14 protein-coding genes and 1 pseudogene are annotated in these 17,076 nt (G+C 67.2%); 11 read left to right on the top strand and 4 right to left on the bottom strand.

Annotated elements, in window-relative coordinates:
- Window positions 1–240 precede the first annotated feature (240 nt).
- Window positions 241–1,041, top strand: a complete 801-nt coding sequence (locus tag ROP_RS07380) for an IclR family transcriptional regulator (protein ID WP_012688710.1) — start codon at window positions 241–243, stop codon at window positions 1,039–1,041.
- An 8-nt stretch (window positions 1,042–1,049) separates the two neighbouring features.
- Here the strand turns inward: ROP_RS07380 and ROP_RS07375 are convergent, their stop codons facing one another.
- On the bottom strand, window positions 1,050–2,228 hold the full coding sequence (locus ROP_RS07375; RefSeq protein ID WP_012688709.1) for an NAD(P)/FAD-dependent oxidoreductase: 1,179 nt from the start codon (window positions 2,226–2,228) through the stop codon (window positions 1,050–1,052).
- Window positions 2,225–2,569 carry a bifunctional 3-phenylpropionate/cinnamic acid dioxygenase ferredoxin subunit gene (locus ROP_RS07370; protein ID WP_043824374.1) on the bottom strand — a complete coding sequence of 115 codons (345 nt, stop codon included), beginning with the start codon at window positions 2,567–2,569 and terminating at the stop codon, window positions 2,225–2,227. Before ROP_RS07370 ends, ROP_RS07375 begins: the two co-directional genes overlap by 4 nt.
- Window positions 2,570–2,767: 198 nt before the next feature.
- Here ROP_RS07370 and ROP_RS07365 point away from each other — a divergent pair, with 198 nt between their 5' ends.
- From ROP_RS07365 to ROP_RS07340, 6 genes are all read left to right on the top strand, one after another.
- The gene (locus ROP_RS07365) at window positions 2,768–3,580 is read left to right on the top strand and encodes an IclR family transcriptional regulator (RefSeq protein ID WP_012688707.1); all 813 of its coding nucleotides are present in this window, start codon (window positions 2,768–2,770) and stop codon (window positions 3,578–3,580) included.
- A 381-nt stretch (window positions 3,581–3,961) separates the two neighbouring features.
- Window positions 3,962–5,128, top strand: coding sequence for an aromatic ring-hydroxylating oxygenase subunit alpha (locus ROP_RS07360; protein ID WP_043824371.1), 1,167 nt, complete (start codon window positions 3,962–3,964; stop codon window positions 5,126–5,128).
- The gene (locus tag ROP_RS07355; RefSeq protein ID WP_012688705.1) at window positions 5,125–6,750 is read left to right on the top strand and encodes a BCCT family transporter; all 1,626 of its coding nucleotides are present in this window, start codon (window positions 5,125–5,127) and stop codon (window positions 6,748–6,750) included. The genes ROP_RS07360 and ROP_RS07355 overlap by 4 nt, the downstream gene beginning before the upstream one ends.
- Window positions 6,747–8,267, top strand: coding sequence for an aldehyde dehydrogenase family protein (locus ROP_RS07350; protein ID WP_012688704.1), 1,521 nt, complete (start codon window positions 6,747–6,749; stop codon window positions 8,265–8,267). The genes ROP_RS07355 and ROP_RS07350 overlap by 4 nt, the downstream gene beginning before the upstream one ends.
- A gap of 56 nt (window positions 8,268–8,323) precedes the next feature.
- Window positions 8,324–9,892, top strand: coding sequence for an APC family permease (locus ROP_RS07345; protein ID WP_012688703.1), 1,569 nt, complete (start codon window positions 8,324–8,326; stop codon window positions 9,890–9,892).
- Entirely contained in the window at window positions 9,889–11,511 is a 1,623-nt protein-coding gene (locus tag ROP_RS07340; RefSeq protein ID WP_012688702.1) for a GMC family oxidoreductase, read from the top strand. Before ROP_RS07345 ends, ROP_RS07340 begins: the two co-directional genes overlap by 4 nt.
- On the opposite strand, the gene ROP_RS07335 is transcribed toward ROP_RS07340, so the two are convergent.
- A complete protein-coding gene (locus ROP_RS07335; RefSeq protein WP_043824368.1) occupies window positions 11,492–12,601 on the bottom strand; it encodes an alpha/beta hydrolase family protein in 1,110 nt (369 codons plus the stop codon). The two genes, ROP_RS07340 and ROP_RS07335, sit on opposite strands and share 20 nt — an antisense overlap.
- Before the next feature lie 102 nt (window positions 12,602–12,703).
- On the opposite strand from ROP_RS07335, the pseudogene ROP_RS07330 reads away from it, so the two are divergent.
- From ROP_RS07330 to ROP_RS07320, 3 genes and pseudogenes are all read left to right on the top strand, one after another.
- A pseudogene (locus ROP_RS07330) lies at window positions 12,704–13,575 on the top strand (LLM class F420-dependent oxidoreductase).
- Between the two features lie 165 nt (window positions 13,576–13,740).
- Window positions 13,741–14,934, top strand: coding sequence for a DUF2207 family protein (locus ROP_RS07325; RefSeq protein WP_012688698.1), 1,194 nt, complete (start codon window positions 13,741–13,743; stop codon window positions 14,932–14,934).
- Between the two features lie 22 nt (window positions 14,935–14,956).
- The gene (locus tag ROP_RS07320) at window positions 14,957–15,478 is read left to right on the top strand and encodes a hypothetical protein (protein ID WP_012688697.1); all 522 of its coding nucleotides are present in this window, start codon (window positions 14,957–14,959) and stop codon (window positions 15,476–15,478) included.
- A gap of 61 nt (window positions 15,479–15,539) precedes the next feature.
- Here ROP_RS07320 and ROP_RS07315 read toward each other — a convergent pair whose 3' ends face one another.
- A complete protein-coding gene (locus ROP_RS07315; protein WP_012688696.1) occupies window positions 15,540–16,085 on the bottom strand; it encodes a dihydrofolate reductase family protein in 546 nt (181 codons plus the stop codon).
- Between the two features lie 93 nt (window positions 16,086–16,178).
- Between ROP_RS07315 and ROP_RS07310 the strand changes: the two genes are divergently transcribed.
- Complete coding sequence (locus tag ROP_RS07310) at window positions 16,179–17,018, top strand: NmrA/HSCARG family protein (protein WP_012688695.1); 840 nt, start codon at window positions 16,179–16,181, stop codon at window positions 17,016–17,018.
- Window positions 17,019–17,076 lie beyond the last annotated feature (58 nt).

The raw sequence follows: 17,076 nt of genomic DNA, 5'->3' as shown, positions 1-17,076 counted from the left end.
GAAATGTGCCGTAGCGGAGATCGATCGTTATCGACAACTGATATATCAACACTGTAAGTGTGTGTTCGATAACGGGTCAACCCCGAATTCCGGTCAATTCCAGTGTGGTTGGATGTGGAAAACGACGACGGTTCCGTGGATTTCGGCGGAATTGCGCGGCGGTGTGCTGTGCGATGGAACCGGAGTGGTTGTGGATGGAGGTAACCGTCGCACGGTGATGTCGCCTATCCTGAAGTCGCGATGACTGAATTGGACGATAACTCGAATGGAGATCGGAGCCGGCCGGCCGGCGCTGTGCAGTCAGTGGACCGTGCTCTGGCGGTACTCGAAATTCTCGCCAGGCTCGGCACCGCCGGCGTCACGGAAATCGCCGACGAGCTGGGCGTCCACAAGTCGACCGCGTCGCGCCTCGTCGCTGTCCTGGATTCGCGGGGTTACGTCTCCCAATTGAAGAACCGGGGGAAGTTCCAGCTCGGGAATTCGATCGTCCGTCTGGCCCGCACCGCGACGCCGGACGGCGATCTGGTGCGGCAGAGTCAGGAATTGTGTGCCGAACTGGCGGAAACTGTCGGCGAGAGCGTCAATGTGTCGATACTCGACGGCAATCGCTCGGTGAGCATCGTCAAAGCGGACGGCCCGGCCGGTGTCGGTACCAATACGTGGGTGGGGCAGAGTAGCCCGGCACACGCGACGGCGAGCGGAAAATTGTTGCTGACGGAATTGTCCGACAGCGAAATTGCGGAGCGGGTGGGAGAAAGCCCGATCGCTCTCACGTCCGAAACCCTCACCGATGTGACTGCCCTCGTGGAATCGCTGAATTCCATCCGCGAACGGGGCTGGGCGGAGTCCGAGGAGGAACTCGAACTCGGGTTGAACGCGGTGTCCGTCCCGATCCGCGACTACACGTCGAAAATGATTGCGGCCCTGAGTGTGTCCGGCCCCGCCTACCGACTGCTGCCGGAACGGTTCGAGGGCGTCGCACGCGCTGCGCTCGACACGTCCCAGCAGATCAGCAACCGCCTGGGCTACGCGGTCACGTAGCGCCGGCATCAGGCCCGCGACCTGGCGAGTTGCTTCTTGTACCGGGTGAACAGCCTGGGATTGTTCATCGCGAAGACGCCGACGGTGTCGCCGTCCCGGTCGTAGGTGGCCACGAATGTGCCGGTTCCGGGGTCGCCGTCGACGAAGCGGACCTCGTCGGTGCTGTGCCTCGTCCCGGCGAATTGCAGCATCTTGCCGTACTGGTGCGACCAGAAGTACGGGATCGCGGCGGGGCCGGACGGTGTGGCCATGATGGTGTCGGCCACGGTGGCCGCCTGGGTGACGGCGTTGCTCCAGTGCTCGCTCCGGTGATGGACCTGGTGGGCCTCGTCGAAAGTCCTTGCGCAATCGCCGATCGCGTACACGCCGGGGAGGTTCGTCCGGCACGAGGAGTCGGTGAGGAAGCCGTCGTCGATCATCAGTTCCGAACCGCCCGCCCACTCCACGTTGGGTACGGCCCCGATCCCGACCACCACGACGTCCGCGGGCAGGACCGTTCCGTCGCTGAGCCGAACGGCTTCGACGGCGTCGTCGCCGAGCAGGGCGTCGACGACCGCGCCCGTGAGAAGCCGGACGCCGTGCACGGCGTGCTGTCCTGCGCAGATCGCCCCGAGTTCGATGCCGAGCGGACCTGCCAGGGGTGTCGGCGAGGCCTCGACGACCGTGACCTGGAGGCTCATTCCGGCGGCACTGGACGCCACCTCCGCTCCGATGAAACCGGCTCCCACGATCACGAGGTTCTGGGCTCGTGACAGCGATTCCCGCAGAGCGCGTGCGTCGTCGACCGATCTGAGCGTGTGCACACCGGCGAGACCGAAGTGCCCGGGCAGTGTCCGGGCGCGCGCGCCCGTTGCCACGACCACCGCATCGGCGTCGAGGTGGGACCCGTCGTCGAAGGTGACGCGGTGGAGTCCGTCGGGGGAGCGGATGAGGCCGGTGGCCGTGCTGTTCATCCGCCATTCGACGTCGAGGGTGTCGTCGTCGCTGTTCATCAACAGCAGGTCCTCGTCCGTCACGTCTCCGGTGAGGAACTCCTTGGAGAGGGGTGGCCGGTCGTAGGGCAGGGACGTCTCGCTGCCTGCCACGACGAGGCGGCCGGTGTATCCCTTCTCGCGGAGCGCACGGACCGCGGACAGTCCGGCGAGTGAAGCGCCGAGTACCACAATGGAATTCGGGACAGTGTTCATCGGGTGTCGCCCTTCTGTTCGAAGTGGAGCAGCACGGTGCCGTCGACGATCGACACGTCGTGGGTGCGGACGGCGATCTTGGCCGGCGGACCCGACGGCACCCCGGTGCGGAGGTCGAAGCAAGCCTCGTGGAGCGGGCACTCGACGGTGCAGCCCTCGACCCAGCCGTCGGCGAGGGAGGCGTCCTGATGGGTGCAGGTGTCGTCGATGGCATACAGACCGTCGGAGGTGTGGAAGACGGAGATGGGAGCCATTCCCGGCGGTGTGACCGTGACAACTTCGCCCACGGGCAGGGTAATGAGTTCGCACACGGCGAACGGTGTGGTGCCGGGGTGGATCACAACTGGGGAATCGTTATCGAGAATCACTCGATACCTCCGGATGCGTCGGGAAGGAGGGGCAAGTTGTGGAGCGTTTGTTGCGCTATGCGCGACGACTTGCAAGCTGTGCAACACAATGCTCGCCGGTGCTGCCCCGCGGTGTCAAGCATTCGCGTGTAAAAACTGCGTACCGGAAGTTGGTGGGCATAACCTCGGGGCATGAGTGAATCCGAGGCGACGGCACCCGCGGCTCAGGGCGCGGACGGGAAGGCGAAGACCGTGCACGCGGTGGAACGCGCCATCGACGTGCTCGAGATCGTCGCGGCGGAGGGCCGAGTCGGCGCCACCGAGATCGCCATGCGTCTCGGCGTGCACAAATCGACCGTCTCACGCCTGATCGCCTCGCTGCAGCAACGCGGATTCGTGGAGGAGGCCGGCGTCCGCGGCAAGTACCAGCTCGGGTTCGCGGTCGTGCGATTGGCCGAGGCCACGGTCGCGAGGAGCGGGCTCGTCGAGGTTGCGCAGCCGGAGTGCGACCGCCTCGCCGATGCGTTCGGGGAGACGGTCAACCTCGCGGTGCTGGACGGCGCGGCGACCCTCAACGTGCTCGAGGCTCGCAGCGATCGCCACGTCGCGCTCCGCACTTGGGTGGGTCAGGTCACCCCGGCACACGCGACCGCGACCGGCAAGGTTCTGGTCTCGGAGATGACGTCGGGCCAGCTCCGAAGCAGGTTGGGCCCGCAATTGAGCGCACTCACGCCCAATACGATCACCGACTTCCGTGCCCTCGACGTCGAACTCGAGCACGTGCGGTCGCGGGGGTGGGCGTCCACGGCGGAGGAGCTGGAAGTAGGGCTCAATTCCATCGCCGTGCCGGTGCGAAGCCGGGTCACCAACCGGATCGTGGCGTCGATCTGCGTGTCCGGGCCGGAGTACCGGCTGGCACCCGATCAATTCGAGGCGGTGGCGCTCGAACTCGCCGATGCGGTGATGCGGATCGAAGCGCAGCAATCCGTCGGTGCGGGTGACTGACGGCCCGGAAGTGACTCTCCCTCAACGCTGGACGAGCCGATAGTCCCGTTTGCCCGGGTTTCGGCGTCCCGCGGTTAACGCGGTGTTTCTGCCGTGTCGCGTCCGCGAAAGAAGTGTCGAATGTGATGTTTGACACGTCCGGCGGCGACGGTCTAAGTTGTCTAAATCGCATAGCGTTGCCAATGACGCAACAATGCTGACGCCGCGATGACTCGGCGGGAACAGCTGTCCGCTGTTCGAACGATCGTCGCGGATCGGGCACCCATGTCGTCACACTCGGCAACGACGCCCCCTTGCGATCTGCGCCCCACTTCGCACACAGACATCAGGTCACGGCCCGACCGAACGCATCTTTCCCGTAACGAAAGAACGGTGACATCTATGTCCGCTCCGGACGTCCAAGCCCCCGCCCCCGCGCCCGCCCCGGCACTGATCCCCACTCTGGGGGGTCGCTATTACACCGACCCCGACATTTTCGTGAGCGAGCAGGAGAACGTCTTCGAGGCGATGTGGTTCTGCGCCGCCCGCGCCGCAGATCTCGCCGACGCCGGCGCCTTCAAGAAGGTCACCGTCGGCCGGGAGAGCGTCCTCCTCGTCCGCGGCAGGGACGGCGCCCTCCGGGCCTTCCTCAACATCTGCCGGCACCGCGGCGCCATGCTCTGCACCGAGGACGAAGGCCAGGTCCGGCGGAACCTCCAGTGCCCGTACCACGCGTGGACGTACGGACTCGACGGCAAACTGGTCGCCGCGCCGAACATGGCCGCGCTGCGCGACGAGACCGGAGCCGACATCGACCGGGTGCGGTACGGCCTGGTGCCGGTCGCGCTGCGCGAGTGGCTGGGTTACGCCTGGGTCTGCCTCGCGGACGAGCCGCCGTCGTTCGAGGACGAGGTCATCGGTTCCGTCACCGAACGGCTCGGCGATCCGGCCGCCATCGATCGGTACGAGATCGGAACCCTGGAACTCGGCCGCCGGATCACCTACGACGTCGCGGCCAACTGGAAGCTGATCATCGAGAACTTCATGGAGTGCTACCACTGCGCCACCATCCACCCGGAACTCACCGAGGTGCTTCCGGAGTTCGCGGATGGTCTTGCCGCACAGTACTTCGTGGGACACGGCGCCGCCTTCGGCGACGAAGTCGAGGGCTTCACCATCGACGGAAGCGGTGGATTCGAGGCCTTGTCCGGCATCAGCGACGATCAGGACCGCAAGTACTACGCCATCACCGTCCGGCCGCAGGTCTTCGTGAACCTCGTGCCCGACCACGTCATCTTCCACCGCATGTACCCCATGTCCGCGGACCGCACCATCGTGGAATGCGACTGGCTGTACGCGCCGGACGTCACGGTGTCGGGACGCGACGTCTCCCGCTCGGTCGAACTGTTCCACCGGGTCAACCAGCAGGATTTCGACGCGTGCGAGCGGACGCAGCCGACGATGTCGTCGAAGGCCTACCGCGACGGTGGTGTGCTGGTACCCGCGGAGCACCACATCGGCGAATTTCACGACTGGTTACTCACCCGGCTGGGTGGGGACGCGAAATGACGTACGCCGGCGAGCAACCGAGGGTGATCGACCCTCCCGAAGTGCAGGCGCCGGAACCGGAGGGCGCGGCGCCCGCCCAGGCCGAGGGGCGGGGCGGCGTCGACAAGGTGGTGTTCGGCGTAGCGGCGGGCGTCGGGGTGGGGATCATCCTGTGGGGCCTGCTGGCGCCGGAGAACCTCGCGCTCGTGTCGAACGCGGCCCTCGAGTGGCTCGTCGCCGACCTGGGGTGGTTGTTCATCACGTCGGCCACCGGGTTCGTCCTCTTCTCGCTGTTCCTGGCGTTTTCCCGGTACGGCCGGATTCCGCTCGGCAAGGACGGCGAGAAGCCGGAGTTCCGGACGGTCAGCTGGATCGCGATGATGTTCAGCGCCGGCATGGGAATCGGGCTGATGTTCTACGGTGTCGCCGAACCCCTCGCGCACTTGGTGAGCCCGCCGCCCGGGACCGACGGCAGCGCCGGGTCGGCGATGGCGACGACGATGTACCACTGGGGTCTGCACCCGTGGGCGATCTACGCGGTGGTCGGATTGTCGATCGCCTACGGCTCCTACCGGCGGGGCCGCAAACAGCTGATCAGCTGTGCGTTCGTCCCGCTCCTCGGCCGCCGCGCCGAGGGGGCGGCCGGCAAGGTCATCGACGTCCTCGCGATCATCGCGACGATGTTCGGCACCGCCGCGTCGCTCGGCCTAGGCGCACTGCAGATCGGGTCCGGGCTCGAGATCATCGGCTGGATGGGCGAGGTCGGCACGTTCGCGCTGGTGGCCCTCGTCGGATTGCTGACGTTCGCATTCGTCGGTTCGGCGGTGTCCGGGGTGGCGCGCGGCATCCACTGGTTGTCCAACATCAACATGGTGCTGGCCATCGTGCTGGCGGTGTTCGTGTTCGTCCTCGGACCTACGGTGCTTATCCTCAACCTGCTGCCCACCACCATCGCCGACTACAGCGCGCAACTCGCGACGATGTCGGGTCGCACTGCCGCGAGTGCGGGCGACGACACCGCATCGTGGCTGTCGTCGTGGACGATCTTCTACTGGGCGTGGTGGGTGTCGTGGACCCCGTTCGTCGGCATGTTCCTGGCCCGGATCAGCCGTGGCCGCACCATCCGGCAGTTCGTCGTCGGCGTGATCGTCATTCCCACCTCGGTCAGCCTCGTGTGGTTCGCGGTGTTCGGAGGCTCCGCGATCGGGGTGCAACGTGACGGCACCGATGTGGCGTCCCAGTCGTCGACCGAGGGACAGTTGTTCGGAATGCTCGACCACCTGCCGCTCGCCGGTGTCTCCACCGTGCTGGTGATGGTGCTGGTGGCCCTGTTCTTCGTCTCGGGTGCCGACGCCGCATCGCTCGTGATGGGCACCCTGTCGGAGCGGGGGACCCGGCACCCGAGCAAACGAATCGTCGTGTTCTGGGGCACGCTCACCGGCGGCACCGCCGCCCTCATCCTCTGGACCGGCGGCTCGGACGCCCTGCAGGGACTGCAGACGATGACGATCATCGCGGCCGCGCCGTTCCTCCTGGTGATGATCGGCCTGTGCCTCTCGCTGTACCGGGACGTCTCCCGTGATCCGCTCATCGTCGGCCCATCGAAGAAGTCTGCACACGAAAGGGTTTCGGACACACTATGAAGATGTCGGCGCTATCCGCTGATCTCGACGTCCAGAAATTGTTCGGCACGGTGAATTTCATCGCGGGGGAGTGGGTGGCTGCGACGTCGGGGCGCACCCGCGACTGCATCGACCCGGCAACCGGCAACGTGATCGCCACCGTCGACGAGGCGTCGCCCGACGACGCCGGGAGAGCAGTACGGGCGGCCCGGGCGGCCTTCGACGCCGGGGACTGGCCGGAGACACCGGTCGCCACGCGGTCGTCGCTGCTGTCGCGGATCGCCGACCTCCTCGAACGCGACAAGGAGGAATTGGCGCGCATCGAGACGGTCGACACCGGTAAGACTTTGGTGGAGAGCATGATCGACATCGACGACGTCGTCTCCGTGTTCCGGTACTACGCCCGCCTCGCCCTCGTCTCGAGCGACCGCGTCGTCGACGTGGGTAACCCCGCCGTCGTCTCCCGCGTCGTTCGCGAACCGATCGGGGTCTGCGTCCTGATCGCACCGTGGAACTACCCGCTGCTGCAGATCTCCTGGAAGGTGGCACCGGCGTTGGCGGCGGGGTGCACGATGGTGCTCAAGCCCAGTGAGGTCACGCCGCTGAGCACGATCGCGTTCACCCGGCTGATCGAGGAGGCCGGTGTGCCCGCCGGGGTGGTCAACCTCGTGCAGGGAAGCGGAGCCGACCTCGGCCCCGCCCTCACCGACACCGGCGACGTCGACTTCATCTCGTTCACCGGTGGACTCGCCACCGGCACCACGATCCTGGAGACGGCCGCGAAACACGTCACGAAGGTCGCCGTGGAACTCGGCGGCAAGAATCCGCACCTCGTCTTCGCGGATGCCGACTGGGAGTCGTCGATCGACCAGGTGCTCACCGGAGTCTTCCTGCATTCGGGTCAGGTGTGCTCGGCCGGGACGCGCCTGATCGTCGAGGAGTCGATCGCCGACGAGTTCGTCGCCGCCCTCGTCTCGCGCGCCGAGGCCATCCGTGTCGGCCCGGGGCTCGATCCGCGTAGCGAGACCGGACCTCTCGTGTCGACTGCGCAACGCGACAAGATCGAAGCCTATGTGGCGCTCGGTATCTCCGAGGGGGCGACCCTCCGGACGGGCGGCTCCCGGCCCGCCGATCCCGCGCTCGACGGCGGCAGCTTCTACCTGCCCACCATCTTCGACCACTGCGACCGCTCGATGCGGATCGTGCAGGAGGAAACGTTCGGGCCCATCCTCACGGTCGAGCGATTCACCACCGAGGAGGACGCGGTCCGACTCGGCAACGACACCGAATACGGCCTCGCCGCCGGGGTCCGGACGTCGGACGCCGCCCGCGGCGAACGGGTGGTGCGGCGCCTGCGCCACGGAACCGTGTGGCTCAACGACTTCGGCTACTACACGCCGGCGGCGGAGTGGGGCGGATTCAAGAAGTCCGGCAACGGACGCGAACTCGGACCCGCCGGACTCTCCGAATACCAGGAAGTCAAACACATCTGGAACAACACGGCCTCACCTCTCGCGGGGTGGTTCGCCGCGACCTGACGTGCACTCGGCAGGGGCGCGCGAGCACACCCATCGACTTCTCAGGAAGTGATCGAATGACCAGACCCGACAACACGACCGGCGATCAGGACAGTGGACTCGAAGATTTCGGATACAAGGAGTCCCTGGATCGCAGTATCGGCAAGTTCGCGAGTTTCGCCGCGGGCGTCAGCTACATTTCCATCCTGACCGGCACTTTCCAACTGTTCTACTTCGGTTTCGGCTCCGCAGGCCCCGCATACCTGTGGTCGTGGCCGGTGGTGTTCCTCGGCCAGCTCTCGGTGGCACTGTGCTTCATGGAGCTCGCCGCCAAGTATCCGATAGCCGGCTCCGTGTACAACTGGGCGAAAACACTCGGCAGCAGAGTGGTGGGGTGGTCCGCGGGCTGGCTGATGCTGACCGCATCGATCGTCACCCTGTCGGCCGTTGTACTGGCGCTGCAGCTGAATCTGCCGCGGCTGTGGAGCGGCTTCCAGATCGTCGGCGACGGCACCGGGGAACACGACTTCGCCACCAACGCCGTCATCCTCGGAACCGTGATGATCGGCTTCACCACCGTCGTCAACGCGCTCGGCGTCCGTCTGATGGCGATGATCAACAGCGCCGGTGTGTTCATCGAACTCATCGCCGCGGTGCTGATCGCGATCATCCTCGCCGCCAACATGACCCGCGGCCCTCAGGTGTTCTTCTCCACCCACGGCTACGGCGCCGGGGAAAGCGGGGGCTACCTCGTTGCCTTCCTGGTGGCCACCCTCGCGTCGGGCTACGTGATGTACGGCTTCGACACCGCGAGCTCGCTGGGCGAGGAGACGGTGGAACCCCGCCGCACCGCCCCCAAAGCGATCCTCCGCGCGATCCTCGCCTCGTTCGTGATCGGCGGCGCGATCCTCGTCTTCGCCGTGATGGCGGCACCCGACCTGGACGATCCGAAGATCGGTGCGTCCGACGGCAGCCTGCAGTACATCGTGGAGCAGGTGATGTGGGGCCCGCTGGGCACCATCTTCCTGATCTGCATCGTGATCGCGGTGACCGTGTGCTCGCTCGCGGTGCACACCGCCGCCATCCGGCTGACGTTCGCCATGGCACGCGACAACGCACTCCCGTTCGGGGAGCGGCTCGCCCGCGTCCACCCGAAGACACGGACACCCGTCGTGCCCGCCGTGACGATCGGAGTGGTGGCCGCGCTGATCCTGGTGGTCAACATCGGCCAACCGCACATCTTCACCGTGCTGACCTCGATCGCGATCATCATGATCTACCTGGCCTATCTCATGGTCACCGGCCCGATGCTGAAGCGGAGGCTGCGCGGCCAGTGGCCGCCGCAGGACCTGAAGGAGGGCGGCTACTTCACGATGGGAAGGTGGGGGTTGCCCGTCAACATCGTCGCCGTGGTGTGGGGCGCGGGCATGGCCGTCAACCTCGCCTGGCCCCGCGAGGCAGTCTACGGCGAACCCTGGTACAACACCTGGGGCGCTTTCGTCTACATCGGCGTCATCCTCGGGTTCGGGCTGCTCTGGTACCTCACCACCGGCCGGCACCACATCGGCACGTTGACGTCACACTCCGCGGCGGTGGCAACGCCCGCACCGGAATCCGAACCGAACGACAAGGAGCTCGCCCGATGACCGACGACGTATTGCGCACCTCCGCAGGAGAATTCGACTATGTGATCGCGGGCGGTGGCAGTGCGGGATGCGTTCTCGCGGCACGCCTGAGTGAAGACCCGTCGGTGACGGTGTGCCTGCTGGAGGCCGGGCCGTCCGACGTCGGTGACCGCAACGTCCTCGAGCTGTCGCAGTGGATGCACCTGCTGGACTCCGGGTACGACTGGGACTATCCGGTCGAGCCGCAGGAGCGGGGCAACAGCTTCATGCGGCACGCCCGCGCCAAGGTGCTCGGCGGCTGCTCGTCGCACAATTCGTGTATCGCGTTCTGGCCGCCGGCCGAGGCGCTCGACGACTGGGAGGCGATGGGCGCGTCGGGGTGGGGTGCGCGCGACATCCTGCCGTACGTCGGCCGCCTGGAGAACAACGACGCCCCCGGAGACGGTCATGGCCGCGGTGGTCCGGTGCGACTGCGCGACGTCCCACCGAACGATCCGTGTGGCCGCGCGGTACTCGACGCCGCCGCCGCGGTCGGGTTGCCCACCGTCGCGTTCAACCGTGGCGGAACGGTGCTCAACGGGGCCGGGTGGTTCCAGATCAACGCGTCCGAGGACGGCACCCGGATGTCGTCGTCGCATGCCTACCTGCACCCGATCCTCGGGACACGCCCCAACCTGGAGGTCCGGACCGGCTGCTGGGTCAGCGAGATCCTGTTCGACGAACGGCAGACGGCGATCGGTGTCCGGTATCAACGTCCCGACCTCACCGGGTACGACACGGTGTCGGCGCGACGCGAGGTAATCATCACCGCCGGGGCCATCGACACCCCGAAACTGTTGATGCTCTCGGGGATCGGGCCGGCGGAGCATCTCGCGGAGTTCGGCGTTCCCGTCCGCGTCGATTCGCCCGGGGTCGGGCAGAACCTCGACGACCACGTGGAGGGGCTGGTGTTCTGGGAGGCGTCCCGGCCGATGGTCGAGACGTCGACGCAGTGGTGGGAGATCGGCCTCTTCGCCACCACCGAGGATGGGCTGAATCACCCCGACCTGATGATGCACTACGGCAGCGTGCCGTTCGACATGAACACGCTCCGGTGGGGTTACCCCACCACCGACAACGGTTTCTGCCTGACACCCAACGTCACCCAGGGCCGTTCCCGCGGAACGGTGCGGCTGCGCTCGCGGGACTTCCGCGACCGCGCGAAGGTCGATCCGCGGTACTTCACCGACAGTGAGGGCCACGACGACCGGGTGATGCTGTCCGGGGTGAAGCTGGCCCGCACGATCGCCGAGCAGAAGGCGCTGCGCGGATGGATCGCCCGGGAACTGGCGCCGGGACCGGACGCGGTGACCGACGACGAGATCCTCGACTACATCCACAAGACCCACAACACGGTGTATCACCCGGCGGGCACGGCCCGCATGGGCGGCGTCGACGATCCGATGGCGGTGCTCGATCCGGAACTGCGGGTCAAGGGGGTGCGCGGACTGCGAGTGGTGGATGCGTCGGCGATGCCGAAACTGCCGCACGTCAACCCGAACATCACGGTCATGACGATGGCCGAGCGCTGCGCGGACCTGCTGCGCGGTCGCGCGGGGGCCGGGTTGCAGTCGGCGGTGTCTACGCTGTCCGAGGTCTGACCCGCGCGTCGATGGCCCCGGCGATCCTTCGCCAGATCTCGCTCGCGGGATCGATGACGGCGAAGTGGTCGCCGGGGCCCTCGATCAGGGTGACGTCGTCCGGGATCTCCGCGGCGGCCGCGTGGTATTCCCTGCTCATCTCCAGCAGGTCCGGTTCGTCGCCCTCGCCGCACGCCACCAGTTGCGGGACGCCGAGCGGCAGCCGATGGAGCGGTGACGACCGCTGGTACGTCGCCCGGTCGTCGGCCCAGTGGCCGCCGACGGCGTCGGCCACGGCGCCCGCGCCGAGACGGCGTTCGTCGGCGAGCCGCAGGTTCAGGACCCCGGCCAGGCTGACCGCCAGAGCCGGACGCACCGCCGCCCCGTCGGCGACGGCGGCGGCGTCGGCGGCGGCGCGCAGGGCGAGCTGACCGCCGGCCGAGTGGCCGAGGATCACGACGCGTCCCGGATCCGCCTGCGGGACGGACCCGGCGGCCTGCAGTGCGGCGGCGACATCGGACGTCATCGCTGCCCAACGGCCGTCGGCGGGGCGACGGTACTCGACGTTCCACGTCACGTACCCGCGGGCAGTCAGGTCCACCGCCAGACCGTCCATCAGGTCGAACTCCCAACGGGGACGCCAATATCCGCCGTGGATCAGCACGGCGACGGGGAACGGTCCGGTGTCGTTCGGGACCCGCAGTTCGGCGCGCTGATCGGGGTCGTCGCCGTAGTGGACGATCGTCCCGGGGTGAAAGCGGTGGTGGTACCAGCTGTCGACGGCGAATCGGAGTCCGTCGAGTCCCCGCCCGCGGATGTGGGCCCGGATGCCGTCGGAGCGGTCCGCCTCGCACTCTCCGAAATCGACGCGGATCGCCCCGCGGGCCGGGGCGGTGAACGATGCTCCGGCGCCGGGCACGACGACGAACTCACCCCGGCTCGCCGCCGTCCGTACGGCGCGCTGCAGATCCGAGGTGTCCGCGGCGAACGTCACCTCGCCGGTGAGGCCCCGCGCATCCAGCGCCCGGCCCACCACTTCCTCCGCGGTTCCGCGGTGCGCCACGGTGTCGGGGGCGAAGACCACGTCGAGTCGGCGAGCGGATTCGGTCACCGGGTCACCGTACGTATTCGTGACGGCATCTGGCGAGGGCACGTGTGGGTGGTACCGGCGATCCCTGGGTAGCCGGCGGCAACAGGTTTAGCGTGGAGAGCTATGGAACTGGGACTGCACATCGCCGACTTCACCTATCCGGCCGGCCCGTCGATCCTTTCGGACGACCTGCGCCGCATTGCCACCACCGCCGAGGACGTGGGTTTCTCCAAGCTCAGCGTCATGGATCATCTCTGGCAGATCGAACCGGTAGGACCGATCGACACCGAGATGCTCGAGGCGTACACCACCCTCGGATTCCTCGCTGCCGTCACCGAGAGGGTGGACTTGCTGGCCTGGGTGACCGCCACCGTCTATCGCGAGCCGGGCCTCCTCGCCAAGGCTGTGACCACGCTCGACGTCCTGTCCAAGGGGCGCGCGTACCTCGGAATCGGCGCCGCCTGGAATGAGGACGAGAGTGTCGGACTCGGCCTCGACTTTCCGCCCACCGCCGAACGCTTCGAACGGCTCGAGGAGACACTGCAGATCTGCCTGCAGATGTGGAGCGAGAACGACGGGCCGTTCGAGGGAAAGCACTATCAGCTCGGCCGCACGATGAACGTGCCGCAGCCGCTACGGCGCCCGCACCCGCCCATCCTCATCGGCGGCGGGGTTAGAAGAAGACTCTTCGGCTGGTCGCGCAGTACGCACAGGCCTGCAATGTGTTCGGTGGACCCGAGGTCTCCCACAAGCTGGAGGTGCTGAGGAATCATTGCACCGCGCTCGGGACCGACTACGACGCCATCGAGAAGACCGTGATGTTCCCGCTCGACCCGGGTGCGGGCGGACAGAACCTGGACACCTTGCTCGGTCAACTCGAGGACCTGGCGAAGCTGGGAGTCACCCACGTTCACGGATGGGTGCCGCAGGTCGCGTCGATCACGCCCCTCGAGATCCTGGGCGAACGCGTCGTTCCGGTGATCGCGGACTGGTGAATCCCGTTCGCCGCAACACACCGTGAGCGGGCGCGGCGTCCCCGATAGGGTGAGGAATCATGCACCTCGAGGTGGGGTCGGTAGTCCCTGTGTCGTCTGGTTGCCGGTGACGGTTGTGCCGAGGATTGCGGTATCAGCGAACATTCCCGGCGACGAGGTAAGCGAATGTACGACAACGGCGATGAGTACCAGCCCGATTCCGACGGGGAGGACCGCAGCGCCGGGCACCGCCGCGCGTCGGATGCGTCGAGGACGCGAGTTGCCGTTGCCGTACTCGTCGGTGTCTCGGCCTGCACAGGACTGCTGTTGCCTCTGGTGTGGGGTCCGACGTCGAATGCGCGTGGACTCGCCGCGATCGTCGGCGACTCGTTGGTGCTCGCCGCGGTTGCCGTGGGGATGTCGGTCGTCGCATGGGGCGCGGGTCTTCTGTGGTCGCGAAGTGCCCGCGAGGAGCTCCCCGAGGCGCCGGTGCGGTATGGACCCGTTCCCGGTCTCGGGCCCGCGCAGACCGAATACGTCCTGCGGAAGTGGATCGGCGACAGCACGCCGACGGCGACACTGCTCCACCTGGCCGAGCAGTCGGTGGTCCGGCTGACGCTGGTCGATGACGACCTGTGGCAGATCGAGGGGATCGGCACCCCACAGCAGTGGAGGCAGATCGATCCCATTTCCCGGGTGTTCGCCGAATGTCTCGGAATCTATTCGCCGGGTGGGGTATTCGTCGCCGACGGCTCGCCCGAATCCGGCTACGCGGTAAGGGAGGGCCTGGGCGCGATGTCCGAACGATGCCGGTCGTGGGCGGCGCAGGGCGATCTGCTCGTGTTCTCGGTGAGGACGTGGATCGGGCGGGCGATGGCGTGCCTGTGCACGGTACTCGCCGCGCTCGGGTTCCTCGGCATACTCGGTCCCACGATCATCGGCGTTCCCTTCGTCGCGTTCGTCATCGGCTCGCTCGGCGTGTTCGCCGCGGGAACGGGTCTTCGGCACACGCCGACGGGGCGGCAAGTGTGGTCGGGCGCCGCCGGGTTCGAACGCGTGCTGTCGGGTCGGTCGAAGACGATCGGCTCCGCCGCGGTCCGTGAGTGCTTCCTCGCCGCCGTCCCCTACGCCTTCGCCTTCGGTGTCGCCGACCGGTGGTCGGCGCAGTACCGCCGCGTAACCGGACATCCTGTCCCGCAACCCGACTGGTATCCGTCGACCGCGTTGTACGACGACGAGGTAGGCCTGTATGCGGAAGTCGGATTCAACAACCTCGACGCCATCTTGTGTTTCGCCCTCTACCGGCTCGAGGCCGCCGGGAGCCGTCCGGACATCGGTGGATGCGGCAACGTCGGAGCGGTGGGTGGCGAAGCCGCATAATTGAGGGTGCGAGGTGAGACCGATGCGACACACACCCTGGTTGGCGGCGACGGCATTCGTCGGGTCCGTCGCTCTGCTGCTCGCCGTCCACACCGGCGGCGGTGCGTCGAGCGAACCCGACCGGGAGGCGACGCGCATGCTCGATCCCGCTGGGCCGGTCCTCTTCGTCAGCCCGCCGCGCGGGGAGCCGGGCGACCGCATCCAGTATCACGCGACGAATCTTCCGACGTGCGGCGGACCGTGGGCGGTGGAGTTCGGCGATCGCATCCTGGGCGAGACCCGTCAGGTCGGCAGCGTCGCCGACTTCCGCGCGGCGGTGCCGAACCGCGGCAGTCGCGGTTTCCAGGTGGCCGGGCTGCGGTGCGTGCCGATCCCGTCGATGGTGGTGCAGACGACGTTCGAGGTGCTCCCCGTGACCCGCTCGTCGGAGCCGACCACGACCTGGCTGCTGCCGCCACCACCGGAGCTCCCGACGCGGACGAAGCGACCCACACCGACCACCATCACGACCACGCTCACAGCTCCTGCTGACGCGGAGCGGTAGCGGTGGCGGGGACGGACGGAGGTCGCGAAACCGCCACCCTTGGGTCGCCTCGGTGGCATCGTCAGGCGGTGTAGTGCAGCAGGGAGACACCGTTCCGGAAGCCGCGGGCCTCGGCCAGTTGCAGCCCCGGCTTCTCGTATCCGTCGGGGAACAGCCGTCGTCCCCGACCCTGGACGACGGGGTACACGAAGAGCCGGTATTCATCGACGAGGCCGGACTCGATCAGGGCATGGGTCAGCATGATGCTCCCGGTGACGACGATGTCGCGGCCCGCCTGCCCCTTCAAGGTCCGCACCTGGTCGATCCAGTCGCCCGTGAGCACGGTCGAGTTCCGCCACTGGGGGTCGGACATGGTCGAGGACACGACGTACTTCTGAATCTGGTTCAGCTCGTCGGTGATCCCGGTCCGGTCGTCGGTCTGCTGGGGCCAGTAGCTGCGGAAGTCCTCGAACGTCTGCCGGCCCAGCAACATCGCGTCCGCGCGCTCGGACTGCCGGTTGGTCGCCTCCAGCAACTGTTCGTCCTGGTCCGCTGGGTCGAACCAGTCGCCGAGCATCTCGATCGAGCCGTCGAGGGTGATGTTCTGAGTAATCGCGAGTGTTCTCATACGAATACTGACACCGGCAAGACCGCAAAATCATCGCGGCGGCCATAACTCGACCCTGCGAGTACGCTGGCGCGGTCGAGAAGGAGAGGTGTTGTGCCCATGAGTGAGCCGTATGCAGTCGTCGGAGCGACGGGTGGTCAGGGAGGCGCTGTCGTCGACGCGCTGCTCGAGCGAGGGCGTGAGGTCCGAGCGCTTGTTCGTCGAAGTTCCTCTCGCTCAGAGGCGTTGCGCCTGCGAGGCGTCGACATTGCCGTGGCCGACATCACCGATCGGGCGGCGATCGCGTCTGCGGTCGACGGGTGTGCGGGCGTGTTCGCCATGACGACCCCATTCGAGGCCGGCCCGGAGGCGGAGATTGCTCAGGGCGCCGCGCTCGTCGACGCGTTCGCTGATTCCGGTGTTCCCCACGTGGTGTTCTCTTCGGTGGCCGACGCGGACAAGAGCACCGGGGTGCCGCATTTCGAGACGAAGGCGGTGACCGAGGCGTTGCTGCGCGAGTCATCGGTCTCGTACACGATCGTCGGTCCGACCTACTTCTACGACAATCTGCTCGGTGGACTCGACGGCATCCGCCGGGGCCGACTCGAGCTGCCTCTGCCCGTCGATACCCCGCTGCAGCAGTTGTCGCGCCGGGACCTCGGCCGTTTCGTCGCCCTCGTGTTCGACGATCCGGACCGATTTGCCGGGACGAGAATCGACCTGGCATCGGACGATCCGACGCCGGCCCGAATGGCCGAGGTGCTCGGTGAGGTGCTGGGCACGCCGGTGCATGCCCATTCGTCCGACCCGGACGCCATCGCATCGCCGGACATGCGCGCGATGTTCCGCTTCCTCACCGACACGGGGTACGACGCGAACATCGGCGAACTGCGCCGGCTCTACCCCGAGGTGGGCTGGCAGAGCTTCGCCGATTGGGCGGCCGAGTTGGCGTGAGGTCCGCGGCGGCCAACTCGTATTAGACGATGCTAGCGGTCGCCACGATTATGTAATA

It is taken from the genome of Rhodococcus opacus B4, assembly GCF_000010805.1.
GTDB classification, from domain to species: Bacteria; Actinomycetota; Actinomycetes; order Mycobacteriales; family Mycobacteriaceae; genus Rhodococcus_F; species Rhodococcus_F opacus_C.
Note: the sequence above shows the minus strand (reverse complement) of the source record. Positions and strands in the feature narration are given on the sequence as shown.